Genomic DNA, 16,611 nt, shown 5'->3' on the forward strand with positions numbered 1-16,611 from the left:
GAAGTGCTGTCATTACCGATGTCGCCTTACTTGAGTGAGCAAGAGAGAAGTGTTGTGGTCGATGCAGTGAACTCTTTCTCTCTTTAAATTAATTATAAAACCAGGCCAACCTAAGGGGGGGGCTGGTTTTTGAGTTAAGAAAAACAAAAAATTAGGTTTTAAGTGAACTTACTCAAAACGTCTATGCTTAGCTTTCTTGCTACTGGCATAAAAATGCTCTCCGGCCTAGTTATCAACAAAGCTGTTTCTGTATTAATCGGGCCTTCCGGTCTTGCATTAATTGGCCAATTGCAGAATAGTCAAGGCTTGATCCGCGCTTTTTCGCAAGGGGGGATCAATTCAGGAGTAACTAAATATACTGCTGAATATGCAGACGATACAGACAATACAAAGGTGATTTGGAGCACTGCTCTTAAAATTACATTACTTTGTTCAATTATAACTAGCATTCTAATGATGACATTCTCTAGTGAAATGTCGAAGTATGTTTTTGATACAGAAGAATATAGTTATGTTTTTTCTTTGTTTGCTATCACAATAACATTGTTTTCGCTAAATCAATTGGTACTATCCATACTAAATGGTTTGAAGGAAATTAGAACTTATATTTCCATAAATATTACACAAAGTATCTTTGGCTTAATTTTAACGCTGGTTCTGGTATATCTTTATGGGTTGGATGGTGCTCTCATTGCATTGGTGACAAATCAATCTTTAGTAAGCTTTGTCTTATTAATTAAGTTAAGAAAGCACAACAAAATTATAATAAAAAACTTCACATCAAAGTTTGACAAGAAAAGTAGTAGAAGGTTATTAAACTATACATTGATGACGCTTGCATCGACATTGGCAGTTCCAATGTCTATGATAGTTATTCGAAATTATGTAGGTGAAAATATATCTTGGGATGCCGCAGGGTATTGGCAAGCAATGAACTATATTTCTTCAACTTACTTATTAGTGATTACTACAGCTCTTGCTACTTATTATCTTCCAAGGTTGTCTGAAATAAAATTAGAAAGTGAGTTGAGAAAAGAGTTACAGATAGGCTTTCTAGTAATAGTCCCACTTGTGTCTATTATTTCAATTTTTGTTTATCTATTGAAAGACTTTATTATATGGGTTCTTTTTACAAAAGACTTTTATCCTATGTTAGTGCTATTTAAGTGGCAGTTAATAGGCAACGTATTAAAAATGTCTTCATGGCTCATTTCATATTTGATGCTTTCTAAATCAATGACGAAAGAGTTTGTTATCTCCGAAATAGCATTCTCTGCATCATATACATTCTTGTGCTTCTATTTTGTTAACAATATGGGAATGGAGGGGCTAAGCTTTGCTTACTTCCTAAACTACTTGATTTATTTCTTTATAATGATGTTTTGGATGAGTCGGATTATCAGAAAAAAATATAAATAGAACTAGGTATAAAATATGAAAAAGGTTTCTTTTGTTTTACTTGCTTACAACCAATCAGATTTTATTGAGTCGGCTATAAGAGCTGCACTTGAACAAGATTATGAAAATATTGAATATGTTTTTTCCGACGATTGTTCGAATGATGATACATTCGAAATTATTGAGAGAGTTTGTGCTCAATATCCACATAAAAACATCATTTTAAATAGAAATGAAAAAAATTCAGGCATTTCTCAACATGTAAATATTGCTTTGAGCAAGGCTACAGGAGAAATAATTGCCATCGCTGCGGGTGATGATTTGTCTTTACCATCAAGAGTCAGCCAAGCCGTAGAGTGCTTTGTTAGAAATGAACAAGTTTCGTTTTTATCTTTTAATGATGAGAAGATTGATGAGAGCGGAGAAAAAATTGGGCGCTTGAGTGATTTAGAGAGTGATCAGCGTTTTACGCTTGCAGACTACACTTCAGGAAAAAAAATCGTTACTAGTGGTGCGTCAAGAGTGTTTAGACGAAACATTATAGACTCATTTGATGCATTAGAGCCAACATGCCCTACGGAAGATACCCCCTTCCTGCTTAGAGGCTTATATTTGGGAGAGGGGATGATTATCAATTATCCTGGCATTTACTATCGAATTCATGATAGTTCATTATCTGCTCCTGCAAATTTAGTTAAAATGAAGCATGAAAGAATAAAAAAACAATATCTTCAAGATATGGAGAAAGCGATAAAGTTAGGCCTTATATCAGATATAGACACAAAGTTAGTGAATGAATGGATTGATTATATCAGTTTAGTAAAGGATAAAGCTGCAAGTAAAGGAATAAAAAAAATAGCCATATACTTTAAGCTGATAACGAATCGAGTTTTCTTAAACAAATTATTTCAGTAAAAATGACAAATAAGTTACTATTCCTATTCTATTGCTTACTACTAGTTGCAGTTTTTGCATTCTCGCCATTCTTTTTATTTTATTTGTCCGTTACTCTTCTTCTTATTCAGAGTTATAGCTTTAATGCTGAATTTCGGTCAATGCTAGTGAGTAGTGCCTTTGCGTTTCTAGGAATCATTGTAACAGCGATGAGTAATGAACACTTTGCTGTACGAGGCGATGACTTCACTACGTATTATAATAACTACTTGGAAATTTATAATGGTCACTACAGTGATGCAATATTTCAATTTTCTGGGGGTATCGAAGTTGGTGTCCCATTACTAAATTTACTCATTTATAGTATAGTGGGGGAGCCACTTCCCTACATGTTTAAGCTGTTTCATGTTGGTTTTATTCTTTCTCTACTGGTTTTTGTTTGCCTTAAAATTGTTAAGTATTATAATCTTAAGGCTCGCGATTTTTTCTTTATACTTGGTCTTTCTTTAATACTTTTCAAACTTAACTATGTGTTTTTGATAATGAGGCAGGGCTATGCAAGCTTATTCATAGCATTGGCAATATTCTCTTTAGGGAAGTTTAGGTATTTATTTCTGGCCATTGCATGTACATTTCATCTGTCTAGCATAGTAATATATCCACTTTCTATCTTTGTAATTAAAAATAAAAGCTCTAAAAAATTAAAATTGTTCATTCTGACTAGTGTGCTTGTGAGTGCTTTTATTTTGGTAAACGTAAAAATACTCACATCTATTAACTTTAATAATGTGATTCTGACAAAGCTTACATATGCTTTATCAGGAATGCTTGACTCTGGAATGATGTTTCAATCGATAATAACAAACATTAAAGGTCTTCTGTTCTTTTTGGTGCCATTTGTAGTGTTGTTTGTTCGAAGAAAGTTAGATAAGACCTTTTACCCATTTTTAGCTATGACAGTCTTTGTTATGAGTACATCCTACCTGCCAAGCCTGTCTTTTCGCGTTACAATGCCTATCTATGCATTATTAACTGGTTTTTTATACTTTAACTATTTGGGTAGAACTAAGCTATGTTTGGGGTTAGTTTTCCCTATACTCGTCTTCAGTCTATTTAACTCGACATATTTCTCAAAGTTAAACTATGAAAGATACACAATGTTTGATACGCAACCGTTCTATTTTATTCCATCACTATTTGAAGACAGAGCTTTTAAGGTCGATAGGTTTTCGTTACCTAAGGTTTCAAATAAAGAAAATGAAAACAAATTATAAAACAAGAGACAATAATGAAAAAAATATTATTAGTTAACAGGGGGACTTGCAATAATTTGGGAGACCAAGCTATTAATGTTGCTTTTGAAAAGTTTCTTAATAATGAAATTGGCTGTGATGTTGTGTTTGAAGACTATACTTCTAAGTCTCAAAATGTGAATACCATTAACGCTGGTCAAGATGTAAGTCCTTTAAAAGGGTTGCTTAAAAAAATTCTTCCTCTGAACCTAATTTGGTTTTTTAGAAACTATAGTCGAGTCAAGAAATGTATCGATAAGAACTTGCCTGACTTAATAGTCGTTGGTGGGGGACAGTTACTGCTTCATGGCAGATTTAGTATTGCTGCTTTCACTTGGGTCTATCTTGCAAAGAAACTCAATAGGAAAATAGTTTTTTCTAATGTGGGCTATGGAGGAAGTTATTCTTGGTTAGAAGATAAACTTATTTGTTGGGCTGTAAATAATGCAGATGGTATAAACGTCAGAGATAACAGGTCATCTAAGATGATAGATGATTTATATAGTGTGAAATCAGTTGTTTCTGGAGATGTCGTATTTACTGAAAAAGTCTTAACATTTTGTCCTGAAAAACAGACTCTTATCGCTTTGGGCATTACTGCGCACTCTGTATATAATATGTATAACTCCAAACTTGAACGGGATGAATATTACAATTTATGGTTGGAGCTTTTAAGGAAGAACAACATATCAATCTCCAATGTCGTATTGACCTATACTACTCAAGAAGATAGCGTCGAATGTGAGCTTTTCAAAGAATATATAAAGAGAGTGTATAATGTTGATCTTGATATTCTCTATAATAAAACTTTGGATGATTATAAGAGTAATTTAGAGGCAGTGTCTCTTGTCGTTTCTGGGCGTATGCATGGTTTGATTTTGGCTATAAATAGTGGCTGTAGAGTCATTACATTTCCTATTTCTAATAAACTTAATTCTTTTGATGATATTATTAACTCCGAAGATCTTGTTGAATTTAGAGAACGAACTAGAAAAGAAACTAGAAAATTCATTAATAGTCATTTGTAATTTTGTGAGGTTGATGTGAAATTAGGTGTTTATGCCAACTGGAATATATTTCTAGCTGAAGATGGCTTTTATGTCGAAGGAATACATAAAAAGTATCTTGATCAGTTCGTTGAAAAAACAGCACAGGTTACATTACTATGTTCCTCATCTAGGAATCATGATATTCCAAAAAACTTTGAATTTGTTTCTACTCAAGATGTAAAACTCATACAGTTACCTGATTTTAATTCCTATTTAGGGGCCTTAAAAAAAAGCCATTCAATTTGGAATGGGATGAAAGAACTCCTTTCTGTTTCAGACTTTGTTTACTTAAGAACACCAGAACCATTTAGCTGGTTTGCAGCTATACTCAAAAAAGATCAAGTTCTAAATTATCATTTTACTTCAAATCCTTTAGAGGTGCTTAGGGGTAGAATGAAAGATGATTTCCTTAAAAATCTATTTAAAATATTAATTTTTTATCCAGAGTATTTTCTTATTTCACTTAGTGCTTATTTTAACTCCTGCTCTGCTAATGGTAGTTCTGTACTAAAAAATGTTCCTTTTTTTATCAGAGATAAAATTGATGTTTTGGTAGAAAGTAGTATTTTATCTACTGATGAATTTTCTTCACCTAATCTATTGCCAAATGAAAGCTTTAACTTTATTTGTGTTTCTCGTCTTCAAGAAGGTAAAGGTTTAGAGTTATTGATTGAGGCTTTCTCCGAATTAAAAAAAGAAAATGCAAGCCAGTCTTTTTCTTTGTCTATTGTTGGCAATGGTCCAACTTTAGAATCATTAGTATGTTTAACTAAAAAATTGCATATTGAAGATGATGTTAAGTTTCTAGGTTTTATTCCAAATGGTCCTGAACTCAATCAGGTGTATCAGGAGCATAACATTTTTGTAAATCCATCCATTTCTGAAACTGGACCTAGAACATTAATTGAAGCTCTATATAACAATTTATATTGTATATCTACTGATGTTGGTTATGTCCGTGATGTGATCGATGGAAATGATTCGTTAGGGGTTTTAGTCGAGCCTAATTGTAAAAAAGCGCTGGAGGCTTCATTGAAGTCAGTGGTCCAAAACTTCGACCTATCTGATATCAATAGTATTAATAGACGAAACTTGATTGAAGGTTACACATTGGACTCATTTATTAGTAATGTTCTCAAGAAAGGCTAAGGGTTAAGTATGAAGAAAAGACTAAACTTTTTGTATAGTTGGTTTGTTTGGGGGGGGACTTTTTTCTTTCCTGATGCTCCTATTATAATGAGGTTCAGAGGGTGGTTATACTCTTTGTTCATGCCTAGTTGTGGTAAGAACTTTCAGGTTGCTTCTAGCGTCAGAATATTAGGCTTGGCGAATTTAAGTGTTGGAGAGAATGTCTTTCTAGCAACAGGCGTTGTTATAAATGCTCGCGAAAGAATAACTTTGCATGATGAAGTGCTAATAGGTATTAATACTTTGCTTGTTTCGTCAAACCACACTAAGAAGAACGGATCTTACAGGTTTGGAAAACCGACAGGTTCCCCGATTATTATCGGCCAAGGAACTTGGGTTGCTGGTAATGTTGTTGTCGGCGCAGGTGCGAATATTCCCCATAGTAGCTTGATTGGAGCAAACTCATACGTTAACAAGAAGCTTACTTCAGTAGGCCTCTACGCAGGTAGTCCGGTTAGATTGATCAAAGAGGAACTCTAAATTGACTTCTATGGTTTCTATAATCATGCCAACTTACAACTCTGAGCAAACAGTTGTAGAAAGTATTCAAAGTGTACTATCCCAAACGTACAAAAACTGGGAACTTATAATAGTAGATGACCTTTCTGTCGATAACACTTGGCAAGTCATTCAAACATACGCTGATAAGTACGACAATATTCGTGTATATCAGAACAAAGAAAACCAAGGGGCTGGTGCAAGTCGTAACTTCGCTATAGAACAAGCAAAAGGTCGCTTCATTGCATTTTTAGATTCTGATGACTTATGGCTGGAAAACAAACTAGCAGAGCAGATTCCATTCATGCTAGAGAATAACTATCCACTCACATACACCCACTATAGCCGTTTTAATAGTGAAGAAGAGCTAAGCGTTGTAACTGCGCCAGAATATACAACGTACAAAAAACTCATGTACAGTAACGTTATAGGATGCCTAACTGCCGTTTACGATACACAGAAACTAGGTAAGCGATATATGCCTCTAATTCGTAAACGTCAGGATATGGGATTGTGGTTAGATATATTGAAAGAGACCCCAAAAGCTTACTGTTTACCTAAGCCGTTAGCAAAGTATAGGATGGATAGTGGTATGACAGCTAACAAATTTAGCGTTTTGTCATATCAATGGAAGTTCTATAGAGACGTAGTAGGCTTGAGCTTGCCAAGAAGCCTATTTACATTTTCTGTCTATGCCGTTAAAGGTACGATGAAACACCGAACTAAGCGCAAATCTTAGTTTCGTTAACCCTAGATAGAGCCGACCAAATATGCACACAAAAAGAGCAGCGACCGTAAGGCGCTGCTCTTTTTTCATATCTATGATCCGTTCGATTAAATTCGCCGTGTTTTAGCGACCCATCCCAAATAACACCGTTTTGACTGTAAGGAAAAGAATTTTCACTTCCATTATCCAGTTTTGGTGTTTGATGTAATAGACATCGTATTTATGTTTCCAAATAGCATCTTCTACCGATGCGCCGTAAGGGTATTTTACTTGAGCTAGGCCAGTTACCCCAGGTTTAACGGCGTGACGGAAGCGATAGTAAGGAATGGCTTTTTCCAACTCAGAGATGAACACTTCACGTTCTGGGCGAGGGCCAACCATCGACATCTCTCCCTTTAGTACGTTGATTAACTGAGGGAGCTCATCAATGCGAGTTTTACGAATAAAACAGCCGACTTTCGTTACGCGCGCGTCATTTTTGGTTGCCCATTGGGCTCCGTTCTTTTCTGCATCGTTTCGCATCGAGCGAAACTTAATCACTTCAAACTCTTCATTATACTGGCCGGTACGACGCTGTTTAAAGAATACCGGACCTGGCGATTCAAGCTTAATGAGCAGTGCCGTAATGAGCCCTACAGGAATAGCAACCCATGACAGCATGAAAACAAACAACAGATCGATGAAGCGTTTTTGCCAGCTGTTCTTACGATTAGAAAGGATAGAAAAAGCTTTTTGGTGTAAGAAGTAGCCGCTGTGCAAAAGCTCTGTTTCAGTATATCCGAGTGAACGGTCAAAATAGCTCACTAATGGCTCAACCCAAGCACCTAGCTCTGTCGCCGCGACAAGAAATGCTTGCTGTTCAGGATCTAGATGCGAGCTTTTGAAGTGGCAAAGCGTTTTGCTCTTGAAGTCTCTAAGAGCATAGTTATTAACCTGAGCGTTAATCTCAGGATGCCTCTTAAGCACTTGAGCAATTTTTGCTTCGTCTTCTTTTGGACAGTAGATATAAAGGCAAGCATTTGATTCACTTGCGGATAACTCGTCCAATGCTGATGTTATGCTGATAGAATTATGCTTAGTTAATTCAGAAGCTTCTCGTTCTTGAAGCGTGTCGCTCATACTGTCTGTCATAGGAATGGAATAAGTTGTTATCGACTAGCCAATTGCTTACAAGTCGGCGATTATAATTTATTTCGTATAGAAATTATATCCCTTAATCCAGAACATGCTCATAACTTTGTTAATTTTCTTGAACCTGAGTCCTTGTCTATGACTTGTTTTTGAATCTTAACGAAATTATATCAATGAATTCGAAAAACTATGTTTGCGATATATTATATTGCCTCGAAATTAAATGATTGTTCATTTCACTATATAACGCAATTATATCCGAGGGTTATCAGTTGTTGATAAAGCGATCTTTTCGACGCTTGTTCACCATGAATAAGGTGAACTTCTTTCGGAGGAGTAGGAATACCAGAAACAAACTGTATTAAATCGTCCCTATCCGCATGTGCAGAGTAACCTGACATGGTATGTACTTGAGCCTCCACTCTAACGCGCCTTCCTTCAATCAATATGTTCTCTTCTCCATCCTGAATTCGCCGACCTAACGTCCCTTCTGCTTGATAGCCTGCAAATAGCACATCATTTCTTTTATCTGGCAGCAATGCTTCTAAATAATTGACGACACGTCCACCTTCACACATACCAGAGGCCGCAACCACGATAGCAGCTTCTGCCGTGCTTGCGAGTCGATTGACGAGCTTTAAATGGTCAGTGTGGCTTTCGACGGTAATACATTGATCAAACGCAAGAGGGTGTCGGTGATGCTCGATTCGCTCTTTCGCTTCAGCTCCCCAAAGCTTTTTAAATTGCCGATAGGTAGTAGTTACCTTTTTAGCCAAAGGAGAATCGAGAATAATAGGCAGAGAATCTTGCAAGGCGTGCTCATGAATAAGCTGTTCTATATCAAACAGTAACTCTTGAGTTCTCCCGACGCTAAAAGCAGGTATAACAATTACGCCACCATCCTGAAGTGCATGCTCAATAATAGAAAGCAATCGCCTACTGCGAGACTCAACATCTTCGTGAACTTTATTGCCGTATGTTGATTCGATAAACAAATAGTCAGCTTTTTCAGGCGATACCGGGTCAGGTAGGAGAGGCGTGTTACGAGGTCCCAAATCCCCTGAGAACACAACAACTTCATTGTTTGATAAATGAAACTCAACATATGCAGACCCTAAAATGTGTCCTGCTGGTTGAAAGCGAAGATAGGTATGTTCTTCTATCTCTATCCATTGGGAATAAGAGCAAGGGCGAATAAGCGTTCGAATAAAATCGAGCAAGCTTTCCCTTTGATGGCGCCTCATGCCTAACTGGAGCTTTAATCCATCTTCTAACATAAGCGGTACGAGCTCAGCGGTGGCTTCCGTACAGTAGATAGGTCCCTTATAACCTGCAGCCAATAGCCAAGGTAGCCGACCAACATGATCGATATGAGAATGGGTTAGAACAACCGCTTTGAGATCAGAGATAGAAAAGTCGATATTCAAACTCTCCTGCTGAGCATTATCTTGACCTTGTAGCAAACCACAGTCGATCAGCACACTTCCATTTTGTAATACGAGCTCGTGACAAGAGCCAGTAACCGTATTTTTCCCACCGTGGTGCAGTACTTTCATAACGAAACGACGCCTTTTCCTTTGTTAACCCACGCTTACGAGTATTTGCTTTCATATATAGCGACACGTCGCGACGTAAAAACGGCTCAGTCAATCGCGCAATGAACAAGGTAAGCAGAAAGTGGTGAATAAGTGAGCGTATTGTAGGCAAGGATAATGAGAGTAAGAAAACAGCAAAACCGAAAGTTTAGAGAGACTTAGATATTCGTCATAAATTTGACTGTGTAGCATTGCAACCTGTTGTGATGCAATTCATATTATTGCAACTATTTTCACTTAGACTTCTGAGATTAACGCGCTAGCTATACAAACATCAGCTATGCCGGAAGGAGTTTAATAATTAGTAAGCCAACAAAAAAAGCGTCACGTTTATGGCGAGTTAAGTGTCAGAAAAAAGACATTTTTTTGCAAGCTTTTTGCACGTTCTACTTTTAGTTGCAACGTGTTTACTATACAATTCGTCTCCTGTTTGGAAACGCAACCATTAAACACTACGTATAAAACTTGCTTCTAGGAGCCAGACCTAGGGGCGGTAGCGTGCCCAAATCATCTGTTAGTCTCTTTCCTAACAGAAGAGAGACCAAGCAAGATAATTTTTAATAATAATAAGCACCTAAGTGCATTTCTGGCAAGATTGATTTATAAAAAACGAGAACTATTACAAATTTATGTAATTCCCTTTTGTCAGAGGGACGCTCAAAGCTAACAAAGTGGCGAGCAAATGTTGGTTAGGCATAGGTTACAATTTAAATCTCCATTTCTCATACCTATCAAAACCAAATACTAGGTTTATAGAAGTACATAACTACCGGCCCAAACCGTTAGTTAGTGTATTCAGCTTTGTATTTGGCCTGCCTATAAAAGGCTGAGAACCGATGACCGTCACGAGCTAGTGTCGGTGGAACTCAGTTACTTACATATTCAATATTAGAAATTAGCGTTTGCAATGCGTTACAACCCACGTTGGCTAATGTGGTTTTGTCACGCCAAAAAATCACCTGCTCATTCTTAGAGTTCGGCGTGTCTAGATACGAGCGAAGCAAGAATCAGCAGTATCGGACCTGTGATGCAATGGAATCCGTAAAGGGAATCAGTCGGATGCGTTATAGATTTACCTCAAACTTATTTAATAACACAGTTGGCTACCATGAATAATGCATATTTATTTGTATTTATTTTGTCGTTCGTTCTACTTTTTGTTATGCGCAAAGTTGCTAAGCGCGTAGGTCTAGTAGATAAACCCAATGCAAGAAAGCTCCACCAAGGAGTAGTACCCCTTGTAGGAGGCATCTCCATTTTCTCTACTATACTGGTCGGGTTCCTTCTGTTCCTACCAATGAATGACAACCTATCACTCTACTTATCTTGTTCGGCTGTGCTTATAGTGCTCGGCGCATTAGATGACTACTACGATGTAAGTTTCAAAATTCGTCTTATTATCCAAGCTGGAATATCCCTTGCGATGATTTACATCGGAGGCCACAGCTTACACGATTTAGGCTACTTAATGGGGAGCGAAACCATTGCCCTTAATGAAGTCGCTGGCGCAGTGATCACCGTTATTGCGGTAATAGGCGCAATTAACGCATTTAATATGGTTGATGGCATAGACGGCTTGCTGGGCGGGTTAGCCTCGGTCACCTTTACAGCATTAGGTATTGTGTTTGCCTACAACGGAAACGAATATTTAGCCACGATCTGTTTAATGATCGTGACTGCGATGCTTCCTTACATCTTCATGAACTTAGGTTTCCCACTTGGTCGTCGCTTTAAAATCTTTATGGGTGATGCTGGCAGTATGTTTATCGGCTTTACAGTGGTCTGGATGCTGATTCGCGGCACGCAAGAACCAGGAGCGGTAGCCTTCAAGCCAGTCACAGCACTGTGGTTAATAGCTTTACCGTTGATGGACATGGCAACCATTATGATCCGTCGTATTCGTAAAGGTCAGTCACCATTCCAACCAGACAGAGAACATCTACACCATATTTGTCAGCGTATTGGGCTTTCACCAGGTGCAACGTTAATTTTCATCTGTTCGATGGCATCGATTTGTGCTGCGGTAGGCTTATGGGCTGATTTTACTAATGTAAGTGAATCAATAATGTTTATTACTTTTTTGGTTCTATTTGGCTGCTATTTCTTTTTAATCTCTCATATTTGGAAGTTCTTAACATATTTTAATAAAGTGTTTAATAAAAACCTCCATATAAGAACGGAACTAAAGTAACGGTTTGATTTTAGGCTAGCGTTATTATTATTTTATAATTTAATTTTTTGGAAAAATTGAGATGACTTTATATAAAGATATACTTGAAGTTGAGGGTGGACAGGTCCCTAAAGGTATTGTAACTGTATCTGGAGCTAAAAATTCTGCCACACGTCTTTTAGCTGCTGCCACTATTTGTGACGAACCTGTGACTTTAACCGGGTATCCGACAAACTTAGTTGACTCAAAGCATAAAGAAAGATTCCTTAATAATAATGGCGTAAAGACTAAAATTGATGGAGACTCTCTATATATTAATTCTGAAGCTTATGAGCCACGTAAACTCGATGATTATTTCTACCCAATTCGAACAACATATCTGTTAGTTGCAGGACAACTCAAGCGATCTAGAAAAGCTTACATACCGTATCCTGGAGGGTGTAATATAGGCGCGAGAAAATATGATGTACATATATCTATTTGGGAAGAGTTCGGTTGTAATGTCGAGGAAAAGGAAAATTGTATAGTTGTAACTGCTCCTGAAACGATAGAGTGTTGTCAATTCGAGTTTCCTATCTCGACTGTTGGAGGAACAGAAAACGCTCTCTTAATGGCCTCTATAGCCAAGGGCACCTCTGTATTATCTAATGCCTATATAACTCCGGAAATAGAAGATCTAATAGAGTTTTTAAGAAGAAGTGGTGTGGAAATAAATGTAATTGGACAAAGTTATATTAAAGTCACAGGCTGCAATGTATTAAAAGGGCATACTTATCACGTATTACCGGATAGGATAGAAGCATTAACATGGCTAGTATATGGTGCAATATCCGGAGGGGATATTTTAATAAAAAATGTTCCTTTTTCCTCTATGGAAATTCCATTAATGTACCTTAAGAATGCTGGGGTCGATTTTTTTCAAAATAGCGATAGTATTTATATTGGTCCTTCTTGTATGGTGGATGGGCATGCTCATTCATTCGAAGTCGCATGTGGCACCCACCCTGGAATTATTTCGGATATGCAGCCTTTTTACGTGATGTTAGGGTTAATGTCTGTAGGTAAATCTAGAATTCATGATTATAGATATCCAGAGAGAATTAGCTACTTGTCTGAGTTACAGAAATTTATAAACTTAGAACTAGAGGCATCTGTTGGACAGATAACAACGAATGGCCCTGTGATATTTAATGCATCCGATGCTTCAGCAACTGACTTACGCGGTACTATGGCTGCGGTTTTAGCTGCATTATGTGCTCCTTCTGGAGTCTCCAGAATTACAGGAGTTTCAATGGCACTACGTGGATATAATGATCTCATTATTAAATTAGATGGTTTGGGTGTGAAAGTGAAATATTCTAAATGATTTCTTGTTCTTAGTTATTAAAAGTAAATATAAGTTTTCCCTTGACGGACTTTAACTATTAAGGGGGAACTTAATAAATTATCTTTCACATGGATTAGGTGTTGAGAATTTTCTCCTTAAAAATGAATATAAAAGAAAATGTTAGTCTTAGTTCTTTTTCTCATTGGAAAATTGGTGGTAAAGCAAAGTATTTATCAATAGTAAACAATGAAAAAGAAATTTTAGAAGCGATAGAGTTTGCTAAGGTGAGAAATTTACCTTGGTTAGTTGTTGGAAATACATCAAATTTATTGTTTTCGGATTCTGGATTTGATGGTGTCTTAATTAAACTAGATGGAAAGTTTAAAGATATAAGTCTTTCCAACGATGGGGTTGTAAACATTGGATCTGCATGCTTTACCCCAACTACTGTAAGGAAATTAATTGCTAAAGGTTTTTCTGGATTGGAACACTTAATTGGCATACCTGCCTCATTTGGTGGAGTGATCTATATGAATGCTGGTAGCCAAAGAAAGTCTATTTCGAGTAATATACTCTCGGTATTATCTATTGATGAAAGTGGAAATATTATAGAGAGAAGAGTAGATAAATGTGCTTTTGATTATAGAGAAAGCTGTTATCAGTCATTGAATGAAATTATATTAAGTTGTAAATTGAAGTTACAGCCTGGATGCAAAATCGAGTTGAGAAGGAAATGTCTCGAAATTCTTAAAGAAAGGCGAATGAAGTTCCCTCGTAAAGAGCCTAGTTGTGGTTCCGTATTTGTTAGTAATCCGAAAATGTATGAAACTATTGGTCCTCCAGGAAAAGTTATAGAAGATGTTGGTCTAAAAGGATATAAGTTTGGTGGAGCTCAGATTTCGGCCATGCACGCAAACTTCATAGTTAACCGAGGAAAAGCTAGTGCAATAGATGTTCTAACCTTAATTAAGTTAGCATATAATGAAGTTTATCAGAAGACCGGATTTAGACTTAAGTCAGAAGCTATCTATATAACTAGAAGTGGAGAGCAATATAGAGCAGATATAGTTGCTAATAATCTAAAGAGATTTGTGGAGCTATAGTTATGGGCACCGATACTTTTAGGAAAAGTATAGCTAGATTGATCGGTAGTTCGTTCCTTGCAAAAGTGATATCAATATCTTTAACTCCAATATTAACCAGACTGTACGAACCAGAAGATTTTGGAGTTTATACAGCAGCGATGTCAATCATGACAGTATGTGGAGGATTAATATCACTTCGGCTTTGTGATGCTATACCTATTGCAAAGTCCAAAAGACAAGCAAGAGGAATTACAGAGCTATCTATTTTAATTAGTTTTTTTTTGGCTCCAGTTTCATATTTTTTTGTTTCACCTTTCTATAATTCAAGTGAAGTCACGTTTAAATATATGGAAATATCAATTATCATATTTGGTGCTATATTGATTTCTGTATATGAAACTCTAACCTTTTACTCCGTTAGAAAGGCTGAGTATAAAGTCATTTCCATAACTCAGCTGCAACAGTCAGTTGCTGGTGGAGGAGTTAAAGTACTAGGTGGCTTGATTGGAGCTGGCAGTATTGGCCTTATTTTCGGCTCTGCGTTTCAACAAGGCTTTGGCATAGCATATATGCTAAAAAAATATAAATTATTTAATAGTAGTTTAGATGTGTTTTGTCGAAAAAGACTGCTGTTAAATTATGCAATATTTAGGAAGTATAAAGAGTATCCTCGTTTTAGGTTACCATCTAGAACTGTTCTTGCTATATCTCAAGCATTACCAATAATATACTTTACGAAGGAATATGGTAATGAATCAGTAGGTTTTTTAGGGTTGGCAATGTCAATGATATCTATCCCTGCTACTATGATTATAGGCAATGTAAGAAAAGTTTATTACGGGGAAATATCTAAGATAGGATTGTCTGAATCACAAAGAATTATGTCTTTGACATTGAGTATAATAATGAAAATGCTAGGTTTAGCTATAGTTTTTTCATTGATTTTATTTTTGTTTGCGGAGCAAGCATTTTCCGTATTATTTGGTGATAATTGGATTGAGGCTGGGCTTTATTCTAAGGTTTTATCAATTCAAGTCGCAGCCAACTTTGTCGCTGGTCCAATTGTAGATGCATTTAATGTTATAGGTAAGGTAAGGTATTATTTCTATTTTAATCTCTTTAAACTGATACTTGTAGCTACTTCATTGTTTTTTTCATCTTTATTTTCTTTGTCTGAGATAGATACACTGGTTTTCTTATCTATATCAGTAGCATTATATTATATTATACAATCTATATGCATACTTACTCTTATTGGTCGGTTGGGATATAAAACTTATAGATAATCAGTGATTTTTATTCTTTGAGGTTTTGTTTTGGAAAAGAAAGGTCGAGTGATAGTTTGTTTTGGTAAAGGTGGACATGAAGCTCAAGCACTACGCCTCGTAAAAAAATTAAAAGAACGAGATGATAGACTAAAATTTTTTGCCTTTACTGATTCGGAAAATATTAGTGTTGATATTTTTGATAAATGTTATTTAGCTACTGAAGTTCGAGATAAGTATGATGCGAAATTAATGAATATGATTAATGCATCTATAAAAAATATTAAAATTTCTTGGTATCTTGTTAGAAAAAATAATACAACAGGGATAATATCATGTGGTCCAGGTATCGCTGTTATCCCAGCTTTAGTCTTTAGGCTATTTGGGAAAAAAGTTATTCATATAGAAACATGGTCTAGGTTTACAACTAAGTCAATGGCAGGTGCCTTGATGTACTATTTATCAACAGACTTTTATATTCAGAATGAATCATTATCTGAATTATACCCGAGGGCTAAATATTGTGGAAGGCTTTAACATATTTGTTACGGTAGGTACAACTCCATTTCCATCTTTGGTCGAACATTGTAAGGATATAATTGTTAGAAATAATTGGAAGGCTGTTATCCAGGCGCCGGGATATGATGCCAATAATAATGTTCAATCTATAGAGTTTAATTCTTTCGTTAGTGATATTAATGAACTATATAATACTGCGGACTTAGTGATTTGTCATGCTGGGGCTGGCACATGTTATAAGTTGGCCGAATTAGGAAAAAGATTTATTGTTGTACCTAACTTAGAGCGTTCAGATAAACATCAATTAGATTTGGCTGGATATTTTGATAAGAAAAATTATGCTGTGGTTTGTTATGACTTGCTAGAACTTAAAAGTGCTATTAATAAGACTATATCCAATTCTTGGAATCCTAGCAAATATAATAAAGAAGAGTTTTTCTCTACAGATGAAATTATTTCTAAACTGGTATAGT

General features: G+C 36.2%; 15 protein-coding genes. 13 read left to right on the forward strand and 2 right to left on the reverse strand.

Annotated elements, in window-relative coordinates; translation table 11 throughout:
• The first annotated feature begins 162 nt into the window (after positions 1–162).
• The 7 genes from R7Q48_RS16575 to R7Q48_RS16605 all read left to right on the forward strand — a co-directional run bounded on the left by R7Q48_RS16575 (position 163) and on the right by R7Q48_RS16605 (position 7,058).
• Positions 163–1,419 (forward strand): O-antigen translocase, encoded by a 1,257-nt coding sequence (locus R7Q48_RS16575; protein WP_238844110.1) that lies wholly within the window; start codon positions 163–165, stop codon positions 1,417–1,419.
• A 15-nt stretch (positions 1,420–1,434) separates the two neighbouring features.
• On the forward strand, positions 1,435–2,313 hold the full coding sequence (locus tag R7Q48_RS16580) for a glycosyltransferase family 2 protein (RefSeq protein ID WP_318132387.1): 879 nt from the start codon (positions 1,435–1,437) through the stop codon (positions 2,311–2,313).
• Positions 2,314–2,459: 146 nt separating this feature from the next.
• Positions 2,460–3,566 (forward strand): EpsG family protein, encoded by a 1,107-nt coding sequence (locus tag R7Q48_RS16585; protein ID WP_318132388.1) that lies wholly within the window; start codon positions 2,460–2,462, stop codon positions 3,564–3,566.
• A 14-nt stretch (positions 3,567–3,580) separates the two neighbouring features.
• A complete protein-coding gene (locus R7Q48_RS16590; RefSeq protein ID WP_256903164.1) occupies positions 3,581–4,612 on the forward strand; it encodes a polysaccharide pyruvyl transferase family protein in 1,032 nt (343 codons plus the stop codon).
• A 15-nt stretch (positions 4,613–4,627) separates the two neighbouring features.
• Positions 4,628–5,782 (forward strand): glycosyltransferase, encoded by a 1,155-nt coding sequence (locus R7Q48_RS16595; RefSeq protein ID WP_256903163.1) that lies wholly within the window; start codon positions 4,628–4,630, stop codon positions 5,780–5,782.
• Positions 5,783–5,791: 9 nt separating this feature from the next.
• A complete protein-coding gene (locus R7Q48_RS16600) occupies positions 5,792–6,301 on the forward strand; it encodes an acyltransferase (RefSeq protein WP_238844115.1) in 510 nt (169 codons plus the stop codon).
• A 25-nt stretch (positions 6,302–6,326) separates the two neighbouring features.
• Positions 6,327–7,058 carry a glycosyltransferase family 2 protein gene (locus R7Q48_RS16605; RefSeq protein WP_372434360.1) on the forward strand — a complete coding sequence of 244 codons (732 nt, stop codon included), beginning with the start codon at positions 6,327–6,329 and terminating at the stop codon, positions 7,056–7,058.
• Between the two features lie 111 nt (positions 7,059–7,169).
• Here R7Q48_RS16605 and R7Q48_RS16610 read toward each other — a convergent pair whose 3' ends face one another.
• Positions 7,170–8,177 (reverse strand): sugar transferase, encoded by a 1,008-nt coding sequence (locus R7Q48_RS16610; RefSeq protein WP_213867431.1) that lies wholly within the window; start codon positions 8,175–8,177, stop codon positions 7,170–7,172.
• A 239-nt stretch (positions 8,178–8,416) separates the two neighbouring features.
• Complete coding sequence (locus tag R7Q48_RS16615) at positions 8,417–9,733, reverse strand: MBL fold metallo-hydrolase (protein WP_256903160.1); 1,317 nt, start codon at positions 9,731–9,733, stop codon at positions 8,417–8,419.
• A gap of 1,147 nt (positions 9,734–10,880) precedes the next feature.
• Between R7Q48_RS16615 and wecA the strand changes: the two genes are divergently transcribed.
• The 6 genes from wecA to pssE all read left to right on the forward strand — a co-directional run bounded on the left by wecA (position 10,881) and on the right by pssE (position 16,610).
• Entirely contained in the window at positions 10,881–11,963 is a 1,083-nt protein-coding gene (gene wecA, locus R7Q48_RS16620; RefSeq protein WP_017820726.1) for a UDP-N-acetylglucosamine--undecaprenyl-phosphate N-acetylglucosaminephosphotransferase, read from the forward strand.
• Positions 11,964–12,024: 61 nt separating this feature from the next.
• A complete protein-coding gene (locus R7Q48_RS16625; RefSeq protein ID WP_017820727.1) occupies positions 12,025–13,308 on the forward strand; it encodes a UDP-N-acetylglucosamine 1-carboxyvinyltransferase in 1,284 nt (427 codons plus the stop codon).
• A gap of 101 nt (positions 13,309–13,409) precedes the next feature.
• The gene (gene murB, locus R7Q48_RS16630; RefSeq protein ID WP_258639310.1) at positions 13,410–14,372 is read left to right on the forward strand and encodes a UDP-N-acetylmuramate dehydrogenase; all 963 of its coding nucleotides are present in this window, start codon (positions 13,410–13,412) and stop codon (positions 14,370–14,372) included.
• Between the two features lie 2 nt (positions 14,373–14,374).
• Entirely contained in the window at positions 14,375–15,640 is a 1,266-nt protein-coding gene (locus tag R7Q48_RS16635) for an oligosaccharide flippase family protein (protein ID WP_256903159.1), read from the forward strand.
• A gap of 30 nt (positions 15,641–15,670) precedes the next feature.
• Positions 15,671–16,156, forward strand: a complete 486-nt coding sequence (pssD, locus tag R7Q48_RS16640) for a PssD/Cps14F family polysaccharide biosynthesis glycosyltransferase (RefSeq protein ID WP_021707614.1) — start codon at positions 15,671–15,673, stop codon at positions 16,154–16,156.
• The gene (pssE, locus tag R7Q48_RS16645) at positions 16,143–16,610 is read left to right on the forward strand and encodes a PssE/Cps14G family polysaccharide biosynthesis glycosyltransferase (protein WP_017820730.1); all 468 of its coding nucleotides are present in this window, start codon (positions 16,143–16,145) and stop codon (positions 16,608–16,610) included. Before pssD ends, pssE begins: the two co-directional genes overlap by 14 nt.
• Position 16,611 lies beyond the last annotated feature (1 nt).

It is taken from the genome of Vibrio sp. 378 (assembly GCF_033339435.1).